Annotated in this window: 14 protein-coding genes; 12 read left to right on the top strand and 2 right to left on the bottom strand. The window is 62.4% G+C overall.

The features are described 5' to 3' along the window. Positions 1–185: 185 nt before the first annotated feature. The 5 genes from ACYQ47_RS33690 to ACYQ47_RS33670 all read left to right on the top strand — a co-directional run bounded on the left by ACYQ47_RS33690 (position 186) and on the right by ACYQ47_RS33670 (position 5,959). Positions 186–2,030 carry a YadA family autotransporter adhesin gene (locus ACYQ47_RS33690; protein ID WP_459909118.1) on the top strand — a complete coding sequence of 615 codons (1,845 nt, stop codon included), beginning with the start codon at positions 186–188 and terminating at the stop codon, positions 2,028–2,030. Positions 2,031–2,221: 191 nt separating this feature from the next. Beyond that, entirely contained in the window at positions 2,222–3,739 is a 1,518-nt protein-coding gene (locus ACYQ47_RS33685) for a DegQ family serine endoprotease (RefSeq protein ID WP_244827155.1), read from the top strand. Positions 3,740–4,070: 331 nt separating this feature from the next. Then, the gene (locus ACYQ47_RS33680; RefSeq protein ID WP_459909116.1) at positions 4,071–4,553 is read left to right on the top strand and encodes a carboxypeptidase regulatory-like domain-containing protein; all 483 of its coding nucleotides are present in this window, start codon (positions 4,071–4,073) and stop codon (positions 4,551–4,553) included. A 151-nt stretch (positions 4,554–4,704) separates the two neighbouring features. Further along, the gene (locus ACYQ47_RS33675) at positions 4,705–5,082 is read left to right on the top strand and encodes a DUF427 domain-containing protein (RefSeq protein ID WP_250491846.1); all 378 of its coding nucleotides are present in this window, start codon (positions 4,705–4,707) and stop codon (positions 5,080–5,082) included. 85 nt (positions 5,083–5,167) lie between these two features. Then, on the top strand, positions 5,168–5,959 hold the full coding sequence (locus ACYQ47_RS33670) for a CoxG family protein (RefSeq protein ID WP_459909114.1): 792 nt from the start codon (positions 5,168–5,170) through the stop codon (positions 5,957–5,959). Here ACYQ47_RS33670 and ACYQ47_RS33665 read toward each other — a convergent pair. After that, a complete protein-coding gene (locus ACYQ47_RS33665; RefSeq protein WP_244827159.1) occupies positions 5,906–6,622 on the bottom strand; it encodes a TetR family transcriptional regulator in 717 nt (238 codons plus the stop codon). The two genes, ACYQ47_RS33670 and ACYQ47_RS33665, sit on opposite strands and share 54 nt — an antisense overlap. A gap of 453 nt (positions 6,623–7,075) precedes the next feature. Here ACYQ47_RS33665 and ACYQ47_RS33660 point away from each other — a divergent pair, with 453 nt between their 5' ends. From ACYQ47_RS33660 to ACYQ47_RS33635, 6 genes are all read left to right on the top strand, one after another. Further along, positions 7,076–8,395, top strand: a complete 1,320-nt coding sequence (locus ACYQ47_RS33660) for an efflux RND transporter periplasmic adaptor subunit (protein ID WP_459909111.1) — start codon at positions 7,076–7,078, stop codon at positions 8,393–8,395. An 18-nt stretch (positions 8,396–8,413) separates the two neighbouring features. Further along, on the top strand, positions 8,414–11,602 hold the full coding sequence (locus tag ACYQ47_RS33655; protein ID WP_244827161.1) for an efflux RND transporter permease subunit: 3,189 nt from the start codon (positions 8,414–8,416) through the stop codon (positions 11,600–11,602). A gap of 1 nt (position 11,603) precedes the next feature. After that, positions 11,604–13,127: an efflux transporter outer membrane subunit gene (locus ACYQ47_RS33650; protein WP_309841550.1), complete on the top strand. Its 1,524-nt coding sequence runs from the start codon at positions 11,604–11,606 to the stop codon at positions 13,125–13,127. A gap of 526 nt (positions 13,128–13,653) precedes the next feature. Next, the gene (locus tag ACYQ47_RS33645; protein WP_459909108.1) at positions 13,654–14,868 is read left to right on the top strand and encodes an efflux RND transporter periplasmic adaptor subunit; all 1,215 of its coding nucleotides are present in this window, start codon (positions 13,654–13,656) and stop codon (positions 14,866–14,868) included. An 18-nt stretch (positions 14,869–14,886) separates the two neighbouring features. Next, positions 14,887–18,105, top strand: a complete 3,219-nt coding sequence (locus tag ACYQ47_RS33640; RefSeq protein ID WP_459909106.1) for an efflux RND transporter permease subunit — start codon at positions 14,887–14,889, stop codon at positions 18,103–18,105. A 1-nt stretch (position 18,106) separates the two neighbouring features. Then, positions 18,107–19,579 (top strand): efflux transporter outer membrane subunit, encoded by a 1,473-nt coding sequence (locus tag ACYQ47_RS33635; RefSeq protein WP_459909104.1) that lies wholly within the window; start codon positions 18,107–18,109, stop codon positions 19,577–19,579. A 96-nt stretch (positions 19,580–19,675) separates the two neighbouring features. Here ACYQ47_RS33635 and ACYQ47_RS33630 read toward each other — a convergent pair whose 3' ends face one another. Further along, positions 19,676–21,052 (bottom strand): nucleobase:cation symporter-2 family protein, encoded by a 1,377-nt coding sequence (locus ACYQ47_RS33630; RefSeq protein WP_459909102.1) that lies wholly within the window; start codon positions 21,050–21,052, stop codon positions 19,676–19,678. Between the two features lie 335 nt (positions 21,053–21,387). Between ACYQ47_RS33630 and ACYQ47_RS33625 the strand changes: the two genes are divergently transcribed. Then, positions 21,388–22,800 (top strand): xylulokinase, encoded by a 1,413-nt coding sequence (locus tag ACYQ47_RS33625; RefSeq protein ID WP_459909100.1) that lies wholly within the window; start codon positions 21,388–21,390, stop codon positions 22,798–22,800. Positions 22,801–22,929 lie beyond the last annotated feature (129 nt).

The following is a 22,929-nucleotide window of genomic DNA, read 5'->3' as shown; positions in this document are numbered from 1 at the left end:
TAACGAAACACCCTTCGGATACACGTCATGCTCGCGCACCAATCGAGTTCTCAGACAATCGCTTCTTTCGCGGTCGCGCTCCATCCGATTTTTTAAACGGCGGGGTTAAAGCCTAAGTGCCCATCAGTCGATTGCAGTACAGCCGTCAAAGCTATTGTTCACTTTTAAAGCCATTTTGAATTGTTATGAAAAGTACCAAAGTCATCGCATCAACTGTTTCAACGCGCCAAAAGGTAGCAATGCCACAATCGACCGAAGTTAAACGCAAGAAGGCCACTAATAAAATGGCAGCATCCGTCGCGCTGTCGGGTGCCGTCGTTGCTGCCGTGGGTGCCATGGGAAGCACGAACGCCCTGGCATCCCCATATATCGGTTACGAAAACAACGGCGTTGACTATTGCGCGACCGGCGGTAATTCTACTCTCGCCAGCGGCTGCGCACTTTGGGGCAGTGCCGTTACCTCTTATACCGGCACGAATATAGCCTATCTAAGCGGTAATGGTGGAGGGACTACAGGCGGCGTCTGGGCAGCCGACAATAATGCGGGTATGTGGTATGGAGGTGGAAGCCCTGCTGCGGCCACTAACCGGGTTTTTGTGGACTCGGCCGGTGCAACTGTGCAGGGTTCCAAGGTCACACTGATCGGAGCAAATGGCGTCGACGTCTCGTCTACTCAGATCCATAACCTAGCCGCAGGCACCGCGGGTACGGATGCTGTGAACGTGACGCAACTGACGAATACGTCACAGAGCGTCGCCAACGCTTTGGGCGGTGGTTCAACTGTCAATAGCGACGGCACAATCACGGCTCCGAGTTACTCGGTTGGCGGCACGACTGCCAATTCGGTTGGCGACGCCATTTCAAATATCGACGGCCGCACGACGCAGAATGCCAGCGACATCGCATCCTTGAACAGTCAACTCTCTAGCGGCACGATCGGCCTGGTGCAACAAGACCCGACGACACGCAATATCACCGTGGCAAAAGCCACCGATGGTACGGTCGTCGACGTAACGGGTACTGCGGGTGCTCGGACCGTGACAGGCGTTGCGGCTGGCGCGGTCTCTGCAACCAGTCTCGATGCAATCAACGGTTCGCAACTCTATGCAACTAACCAAAGCGTTGCACAGAATACGTCCGATATCGCGCAAAACACGTCCGACATCGCTTCGCTGAGTACAAACGTCGCTCAGAACACGTCGGATATTGCTTCGCTAAACACGAACGTCGCTCAGAACACCTCGGATATCGCGAAGAACACCTCCGATATCAACAATATCAACACGCAACTGGCGAGCGGCGGTCTTGGCCTCGTCAAGCAAGACGCAACGACGCAAAACATCACCGTCGGGAAGGACACGGGCGGCACGGTCGTCGACATGACGGGCACCGATGGCACGCGTACGGTGACCGGCGTATCGGCTGGCGCCTTGAGCGCCGACAGTACAGATGCAGTGAACGGCTCGCAGCTCTATCAAACGAACCAAAACGTTTCGAGTCTGGCGCAGCAATTGAGCAACGTCGAAGGCGCTGCTTCGACGATCTCCTCGCAAAAGACCGACACCCCCGCTGTTGCGTCCGGCACCGACTCGACCGCCCTCGGAAATGGCTCGAAGGCAACGGGTAACAACTCCGTCGCGCTGGGTAGCGGTTCTGTCGCGGACGAAGATAACACCGTCTCGATCGGCTCGAAGGGCAACGAACGTCGCCTGACGAACGTCGCGCCGGGCATCAACGGTACCGACGGCGTCAACATGAATCAGTTGAACGCAGTTCAAAGCAACGTCGATACGGTAGCTCGTCAGGCATTTTCCGGTATCGCCGCCGCGATGGCCATGCCGAACCTGACGCCGAGTCAGCCGGGCAAGACCGTGGTCGCAGCCGGTGTCGCGAACTACAAGGGCTACACGGCCATGGGCGTTGGCGGCACCTACCGTTCGCGTGACAGCCGCTGGCTCGTCAACGCTGCAGCTTCGATCACGCCGCACGGCGACGCAGGCGTGCGCGGTCAAGTCGGCTACGAGTTCTAAGCACGCGGTTCGCGAGCGAGACCAAACCAGAAGCACGAAGCATCAATAAGGCAGTAAGCAGGGCGGCTATCCGAAAGGGTAGCCGCCTTTTTTGCATTTTTACGCACCTTAAGAAAGCTTTAAGCGACACCCCGTAATCTTCGTTCATCCAATGGCGCCTTCTCAAGCGCAACCCGTCAGGAGCACACACGATGAAAGCGAAGATTCTCACACGCAGCGCCGTCGCAGCAGCGGTCGCCGTTGCCTTGTCGGCGGGCTACGTGGCCGGACATAACAACGTGCCTGCGCCGCAGGTCATCGCGCCCGCGCAAGCCGCGCTGATGCCTGCCGAAGCCGCGGCGAAGACCGGCGTTCCCGATTTCTCCGGCCTCGTCGAAACCTATGGTCCGGCCGTGGTGAATATCAGCGCGAAGCATGTCGTGAAGCAAACATCCGCCCGACGCGGCAACGCGAATCAAGTGCCGATGGACCCCGACGATCCGTTCTATCAGTTCTTCAAGCGCTTTTATGGCGGCGTGCCCGGCATGGGCGGCGGCGATGGCGCGGGTCCCGGCGCGGACCGTCCGAGCGAAGGGCTGGGTTCGGGTTTCATCGTCAGCAACGACGGCTACATTCTCACCAACGCGCACGTGGTCGATGGCGCGAATGTCGTCACCGTCAAGCTCACGGACAAGCGCGAATATCGGGCGAAGGTGGTTGGCGCGGACAAGCAATCGGACGTCGCGGTGCTGAAGATCGACGCGAAAGATTTGCCCACGGTGAAAATCGGCGATCCCAACGGCAGCAAGGTCGGGCAGTGGGTGGTTGCCATCGGTTCGCCGTATGGCTTCGACAACACGGTGACCTCGGGCATCATCAGCGCGAAGTCGCGCGCGCTGCCCAACGAGAATTACACGCCGTTCATCCAGACCGATGTGCCGGTGAATCCGGGCAATTCGGGCGGGCCGCTCTTCAATCTGCAAGGCGAAGTCATCGGCATCAACTCGATGATCTATTCGCAGACGGGCGGTTTCCAGGGGCTTTCGTTCGCCATCCCGATCAACGAGGCGATCAAGGTAAAGGACGCGCTCATCAAAACGGGTCACGTCGATCGCGGCCGGCTCGGCGTAACGGTGCAAGGGCTGAATCAGACGCTCGCCAATTCGTTCGGCATGAAGTCGCCGCAAGGTGCGCTCGTGAGTTCGGTCGAGCCGGGCGGACCGGCAGCGAAGGCTGGCTTGCAACCTGGCGACGTGATTCTTTCGCTGAACGGCACGCAGGTGACGGATTCGACCTCGTTGCCGTCGCAAGTCGCGGGTCTTTCGCCGGGCACATCGGCGAAGGTGCAGGTGTGGCGCGACAAGAGCGCGAAGGATCTGACCGTGACGATCGGCGCGCTCAAGGACGCCAAGACCGCAAGCGCTGACGTGAAGGGCGACGACGATGGCGGCGCCGCCGCACAGGACGCGCGCCTCGGCGTCGCGGTGCGCCCGCTCACGCCGGAAGAGAAGCAGGAAAGCTCGGTGTCGCGCGGTTTGCTCGTGCAGCAATCGAACGGCGCGGCGGCGAATGCGGGTATCCAGGCAGGCGACGTGATTCTCGCGGTCAATGGCCAGCCCGTCACGACGGCGCAGCAGTTGAAGACAATGATCTCGCACGCGGGCGACAGCATCGCGCTGCTGATTCAGCGGGACAATGCGCAGATTTTCGTGCCGGTCGATCTTGGCTGATGGTGTACGTCGATGCGCGTCGTGCGGTTCGGAGTGGCGCGTTCGCGTCGCTCCGAAACGCGCTTGCGCATGCGGCATGAATGGCGCGTAGCGTCGCTGAGTCGTCCGGCGTGCGTTTCCGAACTCGCAATGGATAGCACGTTCTGCAATGGCTTTCGGATCACTCCATCAAGCGCGCCCCACCGCACGATCAACAACACCCCGCCCGAACGCGCAGGCACAAAGCATGCTCCACACCCCACTCGGTGCCCCATCGCGTGCAAAAGACGCATCGGGCGTGGCGTCGTCGGTGTGTTCGCATGCCGCGGCATCGAATAAAGGAGCCAACATAATGATGAGCAAGACCACGGGAAAACTGGCGACCGCGTTGCTGGTGACGGCGCTTTCGGCTGGACTGGCAGGCGGCGCATGGGCGCAGGCATCGAGTGCCGGCACGAGCGATACGTCGAGCGCGGGCAACGAAAACGGCGGCGGACTGCCGCAAATCGAACAGCAAGGCGATGTGTCCTACACGTCGGGCGGCGTCGGCCTCGACGAATCGCACGCCTTGCAGCGCGAGCAAGCGCATTGGCCGCTATCGCTGCGCTTTACGGGTCCGACTGCGGATTACTTGTCGGGCGTGCACGTGCGGATCGTCGGCGGCAAAGGCGGCGAAGTGCTGAGCACCGATTCCATGGGACCTTACATGCTTGTCAAGCTGCCGGCGGGCAGCTACACGGTCTACGCCAAGTACAAGGATCAGGAGAAGAAGCAGTCGGTCAATGTCTCCGGACCGGGCAAGGCAAAGGCGGCGTTTCACTGGAGCATCCAGTAACGATAATTCCCGCCGGTCCGGGCGAAATCCCGTCCACCCGGCGACCAGAGTTTGTCTCATAATGAAGCCACGGGCAGCACGCTCGTGGCTTTTTTTGGTGACGAGGCGTCCAACGCGCCTCGCAAATTCGGCAGAGGCCGGAGGGCCCACGATGAGCACGGATCTGAACGACGGGCATGAAGCGGCGCATCGGATCGAGATCGCGCCGAACGGACGGCGCTGCCGCGTGATTCACCAGGGCGTCACCTACGCCGACACGCACGAAGCCGTGACGCTTTCCGAAACGGGCGCCGACGACGTGCACTATTTCCCGCGCGCCGACGTCAACATGGCGCGCCTGCAACGCTCCATCCATACATCGGACTGTCCGTTCAAGGGGCAGGCCACGCACTACCATCTGATGACCGAGGAAGGTCCGGTCGAAAACGCCGCCTGGAGTTACGAGGCGCCGCTCGAAAGCGCGCGGCAGATCGGCGGATACCTCGCGTTTTATCCATCGCGCGTCGATCGTATCGACGTGACTTCCTAGGCAGGGCGTCGAATAAAAGCGCCGAACTCGAGGCGCGCGAGCCGAAACGCAATAGCCAGAACGCGGTCCTTGCCCGGAGAAGCGGATGGAAGTCACCGAAGCGTTGCGCGTTCCGCTCGATCCGGCGCATGTGAAGGCGGCGTTGAGCGATCTCACGCTGTTGCGCGCGAGTCTCGATAATTGCGAGTCCTTTACGCTCACGCCGAGCGGCGAGTACGTGTTGACGCTCGTCATGCCGATCGGCGCCTTGCGCGCGCGTTACGAAATTCGCGCGCACATTGCTCGTCGCAGGCGTCTGACGCAGGCCGACGAAAGCCAAGAAATCGACGACGACACCAGCACGCTCAGTTTCAAGGCGCGCGGCGAAGGCGTGGGTTCGTTGCGCGGTCAGATAGCCGTCGCGGTGAACGCGGAGGACGGTGGCGCGGACACGTGGATCGAATATACGGTCTGGGCGACGGTTTCGGGGCCGCTCGCCGCATTGCCGCCACGGCAGATCGAAAACGCGCTGCACGAAGCAGCCGACGACTTTTTCGCCGAATTCTGCGAAGTCGTGCGGGCGAAATACGGTTTGCCATCGGCGCGTGCGGAACAGGGAGCCGTGCCGCGCCGGCATCTCTTCTTGCGACCGGGTTCGATGTCGGCGGCGTTCTCGCGTCGCGGCGGCGCGACCGCTCGCGCGATGGGCGGAAACTCCGTCGATGGCGCCGCGACCAATGTGCTGCGTCATCGTCTGGCCGCGCATGGCCTCGTGCGCCGTAGTCGCGATGGCGCGGGCGCACCGCGCGTGTTCGGTCTGCCCGCCTGGGCGTGGCTCGCGATGCTAGTTTGCGTCGGACTCTTTGTGTTCTTCGCAGAGTACGTTGGCCTGCAATGAGGCGGGCATCGAACGCTCGGGGTATCCGGCGTTCTTGAGCAAGGCCGGACTGCACCGCAAGGCGTCGAAGCAGGCATCGATGACGGCTTCGGAGTCGTGTTCCGGATCGACGCTTCCGGGCAGCATCAGCGAATCGTGCAGGATGCCGGTGAAAAGCCCGTGCAACAGCGTGGTGGCACGTCGCGTGTCGAGCGCCGCCGGCAGTTGCTTCTTTTCGATGGCATTACGCAGCGCACGCTCGATGCGCTCCATGCCGTCGCGCATGTTGTTCTGATGGCGCTCGCGCACCGGTCCCATTTCCTCGACGAACTCGCACTTCAAAAACAGAATGTCGAAGACGCGGCGGCGCTGTTCATCGGCCGTGATGCTGCGCATGCACCAGATGAAGATTTCGCGGATGCGCGCAAGCGGGTCGGGCTCCTTGCCGTCGAGCGTCGCTTCCACGAGTTCGTCGAGCGGAAGAAGACTTCGGTCGAACATGGCGTTGAAGAGGTCACCCTTGTTGGCGAAATGCCAGTAAATCGCGCCGCGCGTGACGCCTGCGGCGTGCGCGATATCCGCGAGCGTCGTTCGCGACACGCCTTTTTCGTAAAAGACGCGCTCCGCCGCGTCGAGGATGCGGTTGCGTGTCTCCTGTGCTTCTTCCTTGGTTCGTCTGACCATATTCTGCGGCCGTTGGCCGTCTGCTCCTGCCTTGCTGTTCGACCGGGCGAAGGCCGGTTGTCGAAGGTTCGTCGAACGTAATCGATTCCGTCGAGGCGATTTCGCTGCGCCTTACCGACGGATCGCTGTCTCAGTTTTTTACATTCATTCGTGAATGTATATACAATACCACCCGTCGACCGATAGCCCAAGCTGGAGAGGGCGAGTACTATCCGACCAAGCTTTCATTTCGATTGCCCGTTCTGGCCGTCCTCTTGGCCATCGGCGGCGCTTGCATAGCGCCGCGCACGGGCAGGAATACAGGCAAGCGAGCCGGCCACTGGCCGGTCGTTGCGCTCACTGGTCTCACTGCTTGGTTATTGGTCAGCGTCTTGCGACGCTTGTGCGCGGCATCGCCCGGGGAAGGCCGTCGCGCACCCAACTTCACTCTCAGTCTTAGACAGAGGTCGCTCCATGCGCGTCGAACGGGTTCCATTCCGCTTAATCACCGCCGCGACGGCTGCCGTTTTGTTGGCTGCCTGCGGACAAAAACAGTCAGCACCTCCGCCGCAAACGCCCGAAGTGGGCATCGTCACCGTGCAGCCGACCAGCGTGCCGGTCATCGCCGAATTGCCGGGCCGCACGAACGCGTTCCTGGTCGCGCAAGTGCGCGCGCGGGTGGATGGAATCGTCCTGCGCCGTGAGTTCGTGGAAGGCGCGGAAGTCAAGCAAGGTCAGCGTCTGTACAAGATCGACCCGGCGCCGTATATCGCCGCACTGAACAACGCCAAGGCGACGCTCGCCAAGGCGCAGGCGAACGTCGCGTCGCAGAACGCCTTGACCGGGCGCTACAAGGTGCTGGTCGCGGCCAACGCGGTGAGCAAGCAGGACTACGACAACGCCGTGGCCGCGCAAGGCCAGGCCGTCGCCGATGTCGCCGCGGGCAAGGCCGCCGTCGATACCGCGCAGATCAACCTCGGCTACACCGACGTGGTCTCGCCGATCACCGGCCGCACGGGTCTGTCGCAAGTCACGCCGGGCGCGTATGTACAGGCGAGCGCGGCGACGCTGCTCACCACCGTGCAGCAGCTCGACCCGATCTACGTCGATCTGACGCAATCGAGCGTCGATGGCCTCAAGCTGCGTCGTCAGATTCAGGACGGGCGTCTGCAGACTCAGGGCATCCACGCGGCGAAGGTGTCGCTGGTGCTGGAAGACGGCCGCGTCTATCCGGAGCAGGGCAAGCTGCAGTTCTCCGATGTGAGCGTCGACCAAAGCACGGGTTCGGTCACCGTCCGCGCGATCTTCGACAACAAGGATCGCGTGCTGCTGCCGGGCATGTTCGTGCGGGCGCGTATCGAGGAAGGCACGAACGACAAGGCGCTCGTCGTGCCGCAAATCGGCATCACGCATGACCAGAAGGGCCAGCCGACCGCGCTCGTCGTCAACAAGGACGACAAGGTCGAACTGCGTCAGCTCGTCACCGGTGGCACGTTCGGCAACAACTGGGTGGTCGACAGTGGCCTGAATCCGGGCGACCGCGTGATCGTGAACGGCGTGGAAAAGGCGAAGCCCGGTATGCAAGTGAAGCCGGTCGCGGCGCAACTGCCCGCACAGCCGGCCTCGGGCGCGGCGGCCGGTCAGGCGCCGGCGGCATCCGGCGCGGGCGCGACACCCGACAACGCCAACAGCGCGAGCGGCGCCACGGGCCCGAGCGCAGCCGCGCCGGGCGCAGCTTCGGGCAACGCATCCGGCGCGCAAGCGGCGCCGGCATCTGCCGCATCGGGCGCGTAATAACAGGGAGCCTGTTTCATGGCAAAGTTTTTTATCGATCGCCCGATTTTTGCGTGGGTGATCGCGATTATCTTGATGCTGGCGGGCATGGCGTCGATCTTCACGCTGCCTATTGCGCAGTATCCGACGATCGCGCCGCCTGCCATCCAGATCAGCGCGACGTATCCGGGCGCATCCGCGAGCACGGTCGAGAACACGGTTACGCAGGTGATCGAGCAGCAGATGAGCGGCCTCGATCACTTGTTGTATCTGTCCTCGACCAGTGACGACTCGGGTACGGCCACCATCACGCTGACGTTCGCGGCGGGCACGAATCCGGACATCGCGCAGGTGCAGGTGCAGAACAAGCTGCAGCTCGCGACGCCATTGCTGCCGCAGGTCGTGCAGCAGCTCGGTACGAAGGTCACGAAGTCGAGCAGCAGCTTCTTGCTGGTGCTTGCGTTCGTGTCGCAGGACGGAAGCATGAACAAGTACGACCTCGCGAATTACGTGGCGTCGAAAATTCAGGACCCGCTTTCGCGTATCGATGGTGTGGGTACGGTCACGCTGTTCGGCTCGCAGTACGCCATGCGTATCTGGCTCGATGCGACCAAGCTCACCAACTACAGTCTGACGCCGGTCGACGTGCAGACCGCCATCACCGCGCAGAACGTGCAGGTGGCGGCGGGCTCGCTCGGCGGCACTCCGGCTGTTCCGGGGCAGATGTTGCAGGCGACCATTACGCAAGCGACGCTTCTGCAAACACCCGAGCAGTTCGGCAACATTCTGCTGAAGGTGAATCAGGATGGCTCGCAGGTGCGCCTGAAGGACGTGGCGCGTATCGATCTGGGTGGCGAAAACTATAACTTCGACACCAAGTACAACGGTGCGCCGACGGCCGGTTTCGGTATCCAGCTCGCAACGGGCGCGAACGCGCTCAACACCGCGAAGCTCGTGCGCCAGAAGGTCGACGAACTGTCGAAGTACTTCCCGAACGGGCTGGTCGTGAAGTATCCGTACGACACCACGCCGTTCGTGCGGCTTTCGATCGAGGAAGTGGTCAAGACCCTGATCGAAGGTATCGTGCTGGTGTTCCTCGTGATGTATCTGTTCCTGCAGAACTTGCGGGCAACGCTCATCCCGACGATCGCCGTGCCGGTCGTGTTGCTCGGCACGTTCGCGATCATGTCGGCGGTCGGGTTCTCCATCAACGTGCTGTCGATGTTCGGCCTCGTGCTTGCCATCGGCTTGCTGGTGGACGATGCCATCGTGGTGGTGGAAAACGTCGAGCGGGTGATGTCCGAGGAGCACTTGTCTCCACGGGACGCAACCCGCAAGGCGATGGACCAGATCACGGGCGCGCTGGTGGGCGTGGCGCTCGTGCTATCGGCGGTGTTCGTGCCGGTGGCGTTTTCGGGCGGTTCGGTCGGCGCCATTTACCGGCAGTTCTCGCTCACCATCGTGGCGGCCATGGTGCTGTCCGTGATGGTCGCGTTGGTGCTCACGCCGGCGCTGTGCGCGACGATTCTGAAGCCGCATCCGGAAGGGCATCAGCCCGAGAAGAAGGGTTTCTTCGGCTGGTTCAATCGCAACTTCAACAAGAGCCAGGACAAGTATCACAAGGGCGTGCAGCACGTGATCCGGCGCTCGGGGCGCTGGCTCATCATCTATTTGGTCGTAATCGTGGCAGTGGGCATGCTGTTCCTGCGCCTGCCGAAGTCGTTCCTTCCCGATGAAGACCAGGGCACGATGTTCGTGCTCGTGCAGGCGCCGTCCGGCTCGACGCAGGAATACACGGCCGGTGTGCTCGCCGACGTGCAGAACTATCTGCTGAACGACGAGAAGGCGATCGTCGAATCCGTCTTCACGGTGAACGGCTTTTCGTTCGCGGGTCGCGGCCAGAACTCCGGTCTCGTGTTCGTGCGGATGAAGGACTACGCGCAGCGTCAGGCGAGCAATGACAAGGTGCAGGCGCTGGTCGGCCGGATGTTCATGCACTTCGCGCCCTACAAGAACGCGATGATCTTCCCGGTCAATCCACCGTCGATTCCGGAACTCGGCACCGCGTCGGGCTTCGACTTCGAGCTGGAGGATCGCGCCGGCGTGGGGCACGCGAAGCTGATGGAAGCGCGCAACATGCTGCTCGGCATGGCGTCGAAAGACCCGGTGCTCGCGCAGGTGCGTCCGAACGGCCTGAACGACACGCCGCAGTTCAAGGTGAACATCGATCGCGAGAAGGCGAATGCGCTCGGCGTCTCCATCTCCGATATCGACCAGACTTTCTCGATCGCGTGGGCGTCGCAGTACGTGAACAACTTCCTCGACGTGGATAACCGGATCAAGAAGGTGTACGTGCAGTCCGAGCCGCGCTTCCGTATGTCGCCGGAAGACATCGGCAAGTGGTATGTGCGTAACACCTCGGGCACGATGGTGCCGTTCTCGGCCTTTGCGACCACCGACTGGATCTACGGTTCGCCGAAGCTCGAGCGCTACAACGGTATCTCGGCGGTGGAAATCCAGGGTGCGGCCGCGCCTGGCAAATCGACCGGTCAGGCCATGACGGCCATCGAAGCCATCGCGGCAAAGTTGCCGGCGGGTATTGGCTACGAATGGACGGGGCTGTCGTATCAGGAACGTCAGTCGGGTTCGCAGGCGCCTATTCTGTACGGCATCTCGATTCTCGTCGTGTTCCTGTGTCTCGCGGCGTTGTACGAAAGCTGGTCGATTCCATTCTCGGTCATCATGGTCGTGCCGCTCGGCGTGCTCGGCGCGCTGCTCGCGGCGACGCTGCGCGGTCTGGAAAACGACGTGTTCTTCCAGGTCGGCCTGTTGACTACGGTGGGTTTGTCCGCGAAGAACGCCATTCTGATCGTCGAGTTTGCGCGCGAGTTGCGCATGCAGGGCATGTCGACGGTGGAAGCCGCGATGGAAGCGGCGCGTCTGCGGCTGCGTCCGATTCTGATGACGTCGCTCGCGTTCATTCTCGGCGTGATGCCGCTTGCCATCAGTAACGGCGCGGGTTCGGCGAGCCAGCACGCGATCGGCACCGGCGTGATCGGCGGGATGCTGACCGCGACCTTCCTTGCGATCTTCATGATCCCGATGTTCTTCGTCGTGATCAGCAAGTTCAGCAAGAGCAAGGACATGCCGGCACCGGGTTCGTCCGGCGGCGATATCGAAGGTCCGCATGGCGGCGCGCCCGCGGGCTCTGGCAAGGAAGGACATTGAAATGCTAAAACTTTCGTTGATCGCAGCCGCCGTGGCTTTCGTGGCCACGGGCTGCACCTTCGAGCCGAAGTACGACCGGCCGGCCGCGCCCGTCACGCAGACGTTCCCGGAAGGCGGCGTGTACGCCACGCAGCCGACTGCTGAAGGCGCGGCAGACAAGAGCCGCAGCGCGAGCGGGCAGACCGCGCCGGATATCGGCTGGCGCGACTTCTTCGCCGATGCGCGTCTGCAGCGTATTGTCGAACTCGCGCTCAAGAACAATCGCGATCTGCGCGTGTCGATGCTCAACGTCGATGCGGCGCGCGCGCAGTATCAGATCACGCGCGCGGGCCTCTTCCCGACGCTCGATGCGGTTGGCTCGCAAAGCAAGCAGCGCACGCCGCGCAACCTGTCGTTCTTCGATCAGACCATCTCGAACACGTATTCGGTGGGCGTGAATGCGTCGTGGGAAATCGACTTCTTCGGGCGGATTCGCAGCCTGAAGGATCAGGCGCTCGCGCAGTACTTCTCGCTCGCGGAAACGCGCAAGGCGGCGGAAATCTCGCTGGTGTCTTCGGTGGCGGACCAGTATCTGACCATGCTTGCCTACGACGATCTGCTTACCGTCACGCAGAACACGCTGAAGACGGCGCAGGAGTCGTATCGCATCACCAAGCTGCAGTTCGACAACGGTACGGGTTCGGAACTCGATCTGCGTCAGGCCGAGGGCGTGGTGCAACAGGCGCAGGCGAATCTGCAGTCGCAGGCGCGTCTGCGTGCGCAAGCGGAAAACGGTCTCGTGCTTCTCGTGGGCGAACCGTTGCCGGACGATCTGCCGGGCGGCATGCCGCTGGATGCGCAGGACTTGCTCGCCGACATTCCGGCGGGTCTGCCTTCCGACCTCCTCACGCGCCGTCCCGATATCGCGGCGGCCGAGCAGAGCTTGCTTGCGGCCAATGCGAACATCGGCGCGGCGCGGGCCGCGTTCTTTCCGCGCATTTCGTTGACGGGGAGTTTCGGTACGCTCTCGCCCACGCTTGGCGGATTGTTCAAGCCGGGTTCGGCGGCGTGGTCGTTCGCACCGCAGATCAGCGTGCCAATCTTCGAGGGCGGCACGAACGTCGCCAATCTTGATCTGGCGAACGTGCAGAAGCGCATCGAGATTGCCAACTACGAGAAGGCCATTCAGACGGCGTTCCGCGAAGTGGCCGATGGTCTCGCCGCGCGCGGCACGTACGACGAGCAGATTCGCTCCCTGCAACGCTTCGTGAGTTCGCAGAGCCGGCGGCTGGAGTTGTCGGACCTGCGCTATCGCAATGGCGTGGACAGCTATCTCGCTGTTCTGACCGCGCAGACCTCGTTGTATGACGCGCAGCAGACGCTCATCAGCGCGCGCCTGAACCGCCTGACCAACCTCGTCGATCTGTATCAGTATCTCGGCGGCGGATGGATCGAGCATTCCGGCGATGCCCCGCGTCCGGCCGACACTCCCACGGATTTCGGCTCGGCTACTCCGCCGAAGGCGGCATCCGATGCGGCGAGTTGAGGTTCGCAAGTTGCGCTCGGTAGTCACTTTCGCAAGCTGTCCGTGATGGTTGATAGTGGGATGATGCAGTGAAGAGCCCGACCTCGTGTCGGGCTTTTTTTCGTCCATGGTCCACGTCGCGGCGTGACACTGAATGTACCGGGAAAACGCGTCGCGCGATGACAGGTCGTGCCAAATTTCAGCAAATTATTACCTTTGTTTAGCGTTACTGATCGACGCGCTAACTATAATCGGCATCCTCCAACGTGCCTGCGTGCTGAAGGCATGTCAGCTTTCCTGTGCAACTGCGTGCGTATCGGCATTAATCGACACGCAAATCAGTTGCGATTGCATGTGAATCGGCTGCGAATGGCTGCAAATGGGCTGCAATCGACGAAGCGCTTCCTGGCCACAGGCTTCATTCAATGGGGAAGATTAGGTATCCCGAAAAGACGATTGGCAACGACGTTCTTTCCGTCCGTTCTCGACCGAGGACGCGCGTATCTATTCATCTATTTATCCCGGTAACCACAGAGGTCGTCGCTCCATGCGTTTCGAACGGATTCCATACCGCCTCATCTGCGCTTTGTCGGTCGTCACGCTAGCGGCCGCATGCGGTGAAAAACATCCGGACATGCCGGCGCATGCGCCCGAAGTCGGCGTCGTCATGCTTGCGCCGGTCGCGGTGCCCGTCACGAGCGAACTGCCGGGCCGCACCAGCGCTTTCATCGATGCACAAGTGCGTGCGCGCGTCGATGGCATCGTGCTGCGCCGTGAATTCACCGAAGGCAGTCTCGTCAAGGCCGGTCAGCGGCTCTACAAGATCGACCCGGCGCCGTACATCGCCAAGCTGGACAGCGCGAAAGCGTCGCTTGCGAAGGCCGAGGCGAATCTCGCATCGACCAATGCGCAAGCCGAGCGCTACAAGGTACTGGTCGCCGAGAACGCGGTAAGCAAGCAGGACTATGACAACGCTGTTGCGTCGGCCGGTCAGGCCGCCGCCGACGTGGCACAGGCTCGCGCCTCCGTGCAGACCGCGCGAATCGACCTCGGCTATACCGATGTCACCTCGCCCGTGACCGGCCAGATCGGCATCTTGCAGGTCACGCCGGGCGCCTACGTGCAAGCGGCGCAAGCCACGCTCATGGCAACCGTGCAGCAGCTCGACCAGGTGTATGTCGATCTCACGCAATCCAGCCTCGACGGGCTCAAGCTGCGCCGCCAGATTCAGGAAGGGCGTCTTACCGCGTCGGGTCCGAACGCCGCGAAGGTTTCGCTGATTCTCGAAGACGGCCGCGTCTATCCCGAACAAGGCCGCCTGCAGTTTTCCGATGTGACCGTCGACCCGTCCACCGGCTCGGTAACCGTGCGCGCCGTGTTCGAGAACAAGGATCGCGTGTTGTTGCCCGGCATGTTCGTGCGAGCGCGTATCGAAGAGGGCGTGAATCCGCAGGCGCTGGTCGTGCCTGTCACCGGCGTCACGCATGACCAGAAGGGCACGCCGATCGCACTGATCGTCGATACCAACGGCAAGGTCGCGCTACGCGAGCTCGTGACCTCCGGCATGGTCGGGCAGAACTGGGTCGTCGACAGCGGCGTGAAGGCGGGCGACCGGGTGATCGTCGAGGGTATCGAGAAGGTGCGTCCCGGCATGCCGGTGAAAGCGGTGACGGTTCAGTCGCCCGGGCCTTCCACGCAGCCTTCTTCCGACAATCAGGCCGCCGCTCCCGCGAAGGCTGCTTCAGCCGTTGCTGGCGCGTAGGGACGGAGGGTACGCCACATGGCCAAGTTTTTTATCGATCGCCCGATTTTCGCGTGGGTGCTTGCCATCATCCTGATGCTCGCGGGCCTCGCGTCGATCTCGACGCTGCCGGTCGCGCAATATCCGACGGTCGCGCCACCCAGCATCCAGATTACGGCGACGTATCCCGGTGCATCGGCGCAGACGGTCGAGAACACAGTCACGCAGGTGGTCGAGCAGCAGATGAACGGGCTCGACCATCTGCTCTACATTTCGTCCACCTCCGATGACTTCGGCACGGCCACCATCACGCTGACCTTCGCGGCGGGCACCAACCCCGACATCGCGCAGGTGCAGGTGCAAAACAAGTTGCAACTGGCGACACCGAACTTGCCGCAGATCGTGCAGCAACTCGGGTTGTCGGTTTCGAAGTCGAGCAACAGCTTCCTGCTCGTGCTCGCGTTCGTCTCAGAAGACGGCAGCATGAGCCGCAACGATCTCTCCAACTACGTCGCGTCGCATTTGCAGGACCCCATCAGCCGAGTCAACGGCGTGGGCACGGTGAGCCTGTTCGGCACGCAGTACGCCATGCGCGTCTGGCTAGATCCAAACAAACTCAGCAACTTCCAGCTCACACCGGTCGACGTGCAGAACGCGCTCAAAGCGCAGAACGTGCAAGTCTCGGGCGGCCAGCTAGGCGGCACGCCTGCGGTGCCCGGCCAAAGGATGCAGGCCACGATCACCGAAGCCACCTTGCTGCGCACGCCCGACCAGTTCGGCAACGTGCTTCTGAAAGTGAATCAGGACGGCTCGCAGGTGCGGGTGAAGGACGTGGCGAAGGTGGGTCTCGGCGGCGAGAACTACAACTTCGAGACGCAGTACAACGGTTCTCCGGCGGCGGGCTTCGGTATCAATCTGGCGACGGGCGCGAACGCGCTGGCGACGGCGGACGCGGTGCGCGCGAAGGTGCAGGAGCTGTCGAAGTACTTCCCGCCCGGTCTCGTCGTGAAGTATCCGTACGACACGACGCCGTTCGTGCGCCAGTCGATCTCCGACGTGGTGAAGACGCTCATCGAGGCCATCGTGCTGGTGTTCCTCGTGATGTATCTGTTCTTGCAGAACATCCGCGCCACGCTCATTCCGACCATCGCGGTGCCGGTGGTGCTGCTCGGCACTTTCGGCGTTATGGCGGCGGTGGGTTTTTCCATCAACACGCTGTCGATGTTCGGCATCGTGCTCGCCATCGGCTTGCTGGTGGACGACGCGATCGTGGTCGTCGAAAACGTCGAGCGCGTGATGAGCGAGGAAGGGCTTTCGCCGAAGGAAGCCACGCGCAAGGCCATGGGCCAGATCACCGGCGCGCTGGTGGGCGTGGCGCTCGTGCTGTCGGCGGTGTTCGTGCCGGTGGCGTTCTCGGGCGGCTCGGTCGGGGCGATCTATCGCCAGTTCTCGCTGACCATCGTCTCGGCAATGGTGCTCTCCGTGCTGACCGCGATGATCCTCACGCCGGCCTTGTGCGCGACCATCCTGAAGCCCTTGCCGCAAGGTCACGAGGAAAAGACCACGGGTTTCTTCGGCTGGTTCAATCGGACCTTTAACAAGGGCCGCGACAAGTATCAGGTCGGCGTTGCGCGTGTGATTCGGCGCTCGGGGCGCTTCCTCGTGTTATACCTCGCGGTCATCGCGGTGGTTGGCCTCCTGTTCACCAAGCTGCCGAAAGCGTTCCTGCCCGACGAAGATCAGGGCACGATGTTCGTGCTCGTGTCCACGCCCGCCGGTTCCACGCAGGAAATGACCCAGCGCGCGCTGAACGACGTGGCCAATTATCTTTTGAAGAAGGAAAGCGGGATCGTCGAGTCCGTCTTCACGGTCAACGGCTACAGCTTCGCGGGCCGTGGCCAGAACTCCGGCCTCGTGTTCGTGCGCATGAAGGACTTCGCCAAGCGCCAGAGCGCGGACGAAAAAGTGCAGGCGCTCGTCGGCCGAACTTTCGGACAGTTTGCGGGCTATCGCAATGCGCTCGTGTTTCCGGTGAATCCGCCGTCGATTCCCGAACTCGGCACCGCGTCGGGCTTCGACTTCGAGCTGGAGGATCGCGGCGGCGTGGGCCACGAAAAGCTGATGGAAGCGCGCGGCATGCTGCTCGGTCTGGCCGCGAAAGATCCGTCGCTTGCGCAGGTGCGCCCGAACGGCTTGAACGACACGCCGCAGTTCAAGGTCGACATCGACCGCGAGAAGGCGCTTGCGCAAGGCGTGTCGGCGTCCGATATCGACCAGACGTTTTCGATCGCCTGGGCGTCTTCGTTCGTCAACAACTTCCTTGATGTCGACAGCCGGATCAAGAAGGTGTATCTGCAAGGCGACGCGCCGTTCCGCATGTCGCCCGACAACATCAATAGCTGGTACGTGCGCAACAACGCCGGTTCGATGGTACCGTTTTCGTCGTTCGCGACCGGCCGATGGAGTTTCGGCTCGCCAAAGCTCGAACGCTACAACGGCAATTCGTCAGTCGAAATCCAGGGCATGGCCGCGCCGGGTCGCTCCACGGGCCAAGCCATGCAGGCCATCGAAGCCATCGCCGCGAAGTTGCCGGCAGGCATTGGCTACGAATGGACGGGTTTGTCGTTCCAGCAAATTCAATCCGGTTCGCAGGCGCCGGTTCTGTACGGCATTTCGATCCTCGTGGTGTTCCTGTGTCTCGCGGCGCTCTATGAAAGCTGGTCGATCCCATTCTCCGTGATCATGGTCGTGCCGCTCGGCGTGGTCGGCGCGTTGCTTGCCGTCACCTTGCGTGGACTCGAAAACGACGTGTACTTCCAGGTCGGTCTTTTGACCACGGTGGGACTGTCGGCGAAGAACGCCATTCTGATCGTCGAGTTCGCGCGCGACTTGCAGATTTCCGAAAAGATCGGACCGATCGAGGCCGCGCTCGAAGCCGCGCGTCTGCGTCTGCGCCCCATCCTGATGACCTCGCTCGCCTTCATTCTCGGTACCTTGCCGCTCGCAATCAGCAATGGCGCGGGCTCGGCGAGTCAGCACGCCATTGGCACCGGTGTGATCGGCGGCATGGTGACCGCGACGTTCCTCGCCATCTTCATGGTCCCGATGTTCTTCGTCGTCGTGCGCGCGCGCTTCGGCGGCGACAAGGAAGACGCGGACGCGGCGATCGCGCACTACGAACGGCAACGTGCCAATGCCTCGCACGGCGAGGGAAAGGGCAACAGCAACAGCAACGGCACGGGCAAGCAGGGACATTGAGATGCGTAGAGTTTCTTTGATTGCAGCAGCCGTGTCCGTGATCGCGACCGGCTGTACGATGGCGCCGAAATACGAGCGCCCCTTGCCGCCAGTCGCAGCGAGCTTTCCGACAGGCGGTGTGTACGAGACGCAACCGCCGGGCGCGCACAATGCAAACGGCGTGGCCGCGGCCGACACTGGCTGGCGCAATTTCTTCGTCGATGCGCGTTTGCAGCAGCTTATCGATATCGCATTGAAGAACAATCGCGATCTGCGCGTCGCCGTGCTCAACGTGCAGGCGGCGCAAGCGCAGTACCGTGTCGTGCGTTCGGAACTGTTTCCGACTATCGGCGCGCAAGCGGGCCAGTCGAAGCAGCGCACGCCGAAAGATCTGTCGTTTCTCGATCAGACGATCTCGAATCAGTATTCGGTCGGGTTGAACGGTGCGTGGGAGATCGATCTGTTCGGCCGCGTGCAAAGTCTCAGGAATCAGGCGCTCGCGAAGTATCTTGCGACGGCGTACGCACGCAAGGCAGCGGAGTTATTGCTCGTGTCCCAGGTGGCGACGCAGTATCTGCAAGTGCTGCAGGCTGACGACCTGCTTCGAGTCACGCAACAGACGCTCAAGACCGCGCGCGATTCATACGGTATCAACAAGCTCAAGTTCGATAACGGCACTGCATCGGAACTGGAACTGAGTCAGTCGCAGACCGTGGTCGAAAGCGCGGCGGCCAATTTCCAGGCGCAGGAGCGCGCACGCGCGCAAGCCGTCAATGCGCTCGTGCTGTTGCTCGGCGAGCCGATGCCCGCCAATATGACGGGCGGCATGCCGCTCGACGATCAGCACCTGTTGACCGATATTCCGGCGGGTGTGCCGTCGGATCTGCTGACGCGCCGTCCGGACATCATGGAGGCCGAGCAGAATCTGGTGGCGGCGAACGCGAACATCGGCGCGGCGCGCGCGGCGTTCTTCCCGAGCATTTCGCTCACCGGCAGTTTCGGCACGCTGAGTCCGTCGCTCGGCGGGTTGTTCAAGCCGGGTTCGGCAGCGTGGAGTTTCGCGCCGACCATCACGCTGCCGATCTTCGAAGGCGGTCAGAACATGGCCAATCTCGATCTGGCGAATGTGCAGAAGAAGATCGAGATTGCGCAGTACGAGAGGGCCATTCAGTCGGCCTTCCGCGAAGTCGCCGATGGGCTCGCGGCCCGCGGCACTTACGATCAGCAAATCGCGGCGCTCACGCGCGATGTGAGCGCACAGCAGCGGCGTCTCGATCTTTCGACATTGCGCTACAAGCAGGGCGTCGATAGCTATCTCGGCGTGCTCGAAGCGCAGCAGGATCTGTATTCGACACAGCAGATGCTGATCACGGCGCGCACTGAACGTTTGTCTAATCTGGTGAGCTTGTATCAGGCGCTCGGCGGCGGATGGATCGAGCATACGGGAGACATGCCGCGCGAGGCGGATGCGCCGGTTGCGGCATCGGCGGGTTGAGATCGTGCGAAACAGCGCCTGCTGTTCTTGCGCGACGTAAAAAAACGCCGCGGCTTACACCGCGGCGCTCAACGCAAGCACTACAGGAATCTGCTCTTACTGCGCTTCACTCGCATGAGCCGCGTCGAACTCGTGTGCGGCCTCGCGAATCTCGCGGCGCGCATCGCGCTCCTTGCGCACGCCGTTGAACACGATATTCAGAATCACCGCCGACACCGAAGCCAGCAAGATGCCGCTGTGAAGAATCGGCTCCAGCGCATGCGGCAGTTGCGTGAAGAACTTCGGTGCGACCACCGGCACCATGCCCATACCCACGCTCACCGCGACGATGAACAGGTTGTGATGGTTCGTCGAGAAGTCCACGCGGGACAGCGTCTTGATGCCGTTCGCCGCGACCATGCCGAACATCACGATGCCCGCGCCGCCAAGCACGAACGGCGGCACCGATGCAACGACCTGCGCCATCTTCGGAAAGAGGCCGAGCACCACCAGAATCACGCCACCGGTCGCGCAGACGAAGCGGCTCTTCACGCCCGTCACGCCGATCAGCCCGACGTTTTGCGAGAACGACGTATGCGGGAACGAGTTGAACACGCCGCCGATCAGCGTGCCGAGGCCATCGACACGCAGGCCGCGCACGAGCGCTTTCTGATCCACCGGACGATCGACGAGATCGCCGACCGCGAGAAACATGCCGGTCGACTCGATGAAGGTCACGAACATGACGATGACCATGGTCGCCACCGACAGCGCGTCGAAGTGCGGCAAGCCGAAGTGGAACGGCAGCACGACGCCGACCCACGGGGCGTGCGCGACGCCGTCCATGTTGACGCGGCCGAGCATGGCGGCGATCACGAAGCCCGCGACAATGCCGAGCAGCACCGAAATATTGGCGATGAAGCCGCGCGCGAACTTGTTGATGAGCAGAATCAGCGAAAGCACGACGAGCGACAGCAGCAGATAAACGGGATTGCCGTAGTCGGGATTGCCCACACCGCCCGCCGCCCAGTTGATGCCCACGCCCATCAGGGACAAGCCGATCACCGCGATCACCGTGCCGACCACGACGGGCGGGAAGAAACGCAGGAGTTTGCCGATCATCGGCGCGAGCACGATGCCGATCACGCCGGCCGCGATGGTCGAGCCGAACACATCGAGAATGCCGAGCGAAGGATTGGTGCCGATGGCGACCATCGGGCCGACGGCGGCGAAAGTACAACCCATGATGACCGGCAAGCGGATGCCAAAGATCCAGAGACCGAGCGTCTGGATCAGCGTGGCGACGCCGCATGAAAACAGATCGGCGCTGATGAGGAACGCGATCTGATCCTTGGACAGATTCATCGCGGCGCCGAGAATCAGCGGCACCGCAACCGCGCCCGCGTACATCACGAGAACGTGCTGGATGCCAAGTGTCAGTAACTGTCCTGTCGGCAAACGCTCGTCCACCGGATGCACCTTGTTCGAAGCCATGTCTCTCTCCTTGTATGCCTTGGCATTTGTGTGGCCTCCACGGTAAGTGCATCAAAATGCGCGAACAAGACCACGGGACGCTATACGCCGCGTTCGCACGCCGATATATATTTAGCGCGCCCGGATCATTTGCGTTTCGCGGAAGTCCTTGCTACAAGGGGTTTGGCGGTTATCGAAGCAGAACCGTCGTGTGACGAAAGGCCGCCATCTTCGTGTGCTCGTTATGATGTTCATGGCGGCGCGCGTATAGTCCGTTTTTCATGCTCGTCGCGTATTGGCGGGGTTAACCCGCGATTTACGCGTTTTCCCTTACTCCTTCCGAAGCACGAAATCCCATGCGTTTCTTAGGCATCGATCTCGGTACGGGTTCGCTGAAACTGGCCATCATCGATGAACGCGGCCACGAGGTCGCCATGACGAGCCGTGCCTATTCGGTCACGAGCGCGCATCCCGGCTGGGCCGAAACTTCCGTCGATACCTGGTACGCCGCGCTCGCCGATGCCGCCGCGCATCTTCCCGTCGACGAACGTCAGGCGGTGCGCGCGATCGGCTTCTCCGGTCAAATGCATGGCGTCGTTCCCGCCGATGCCAACGGCCGCGCGTTGCGCCCCGCGATGCTCTGGCCGGACACGCGCGCGAGCTATCTGCTCGATGCGTGGCCCGAGCCGCAGCAAAACCCCGTCGCGCCGGGCATGGCCGGTCCGCTGTTGCGCTGGCTCGTCGCGCATGAAAACACGCTTGTCACGCAGATGCGCTGGGCGTTGCAGCCGAAGGACTGGCTGCGCGCGCGTCTGGGCGGCGCGTTCGTGACGGATGCATCGGATGCATGCGCCACGGCGCTCGCCGCGCCATCGGGCGAATGGGACGATGCGCTCATCGACAAGCTGGGTTTGCAGCGCGCGTGGTTCGCACCGCTCGCGGCATCGCATGCAACGGCGGGCACGTTGTCGGCGGCAGCGGCGGCGGAACTGGGCCTGCGCGCGGGCATTCCGCTCGCCGTCGGCGCGGGCGATACGCCATGCGCCGCGCTCGGCAGCGGCCTCACCGCCGACGGCGACGCGCTTCTCACCACGGGCACCGGCGGCCAGATCATCGTGATGTGCGACGCCGCGCCCGCACCCGTGCACGGACTGCATACGTATCGAGCGGCGAGCGGCGCGTGGTATCGCATGGCGGCCATGCAAAACGTGGGCGTCGCGCTCGAAGCGGTGCGCGGCTGGCTTGGTTATGCATCGTGGCCGGCCGCTTACGACGACGCCTTCGCCGCCGACCCGAGCGTCTCCGTCACCTTCCTGCCGTACTTGAGCGGCGAGCGCTCGCCGTGGATGAACCCGGCAGCGCGCGGCGGCTGGCTCGGTCTCGGTCTCAACGATTCGCGCGGCACGTTGATGCGCGCCGCCTTCGAAGGCGTGACGTTCGCATTGCGTGCGGGACTCGATGCCATCAGACAGCACGGCACGCCGCTGACTTCGTTGCGGCTTGCGGGCGGCGGTTCCATCGATGCACGCTGGCGTCAATTGCTCGCGGATTCCCTGCAAGCCGAACTCCATGCCGTCGATTGCCCGAACGCGGCAACGCGCGGTGCGGCGATGCTCGGCGGCATCGCGGCGGGGCACTTTCGTATCGACGAGATTCACGCGCTCGCGCCATCCGCGACACGGGTCGCGATTCCGCAAACGAACCCCGCACTCGATACGCGGTATGCGCGCTTCATCGATCTGTACCAGCGCGCGCATGACTGGTTTTGAGCGTGGGCGCTCGGGGCATCGGCTACGCAAAGTGCCATGTCTAGAGCGAACCCACGCCGACCCCGCGCCGCGTTTTTCTTTTACCGCTTAAACTTTGCGCTCGACCGAAGTTCGCGCCGTCCGGTTCAT

It is taken from the genome of Caballeronia sp. HLA56 (genome assembly GCF_054655155.1).
The sequence above is the reverse complement of the archived record's forward strand: the minus strand, read 5'-3'. Positions and strand labels throughout refer to the sequence as shown.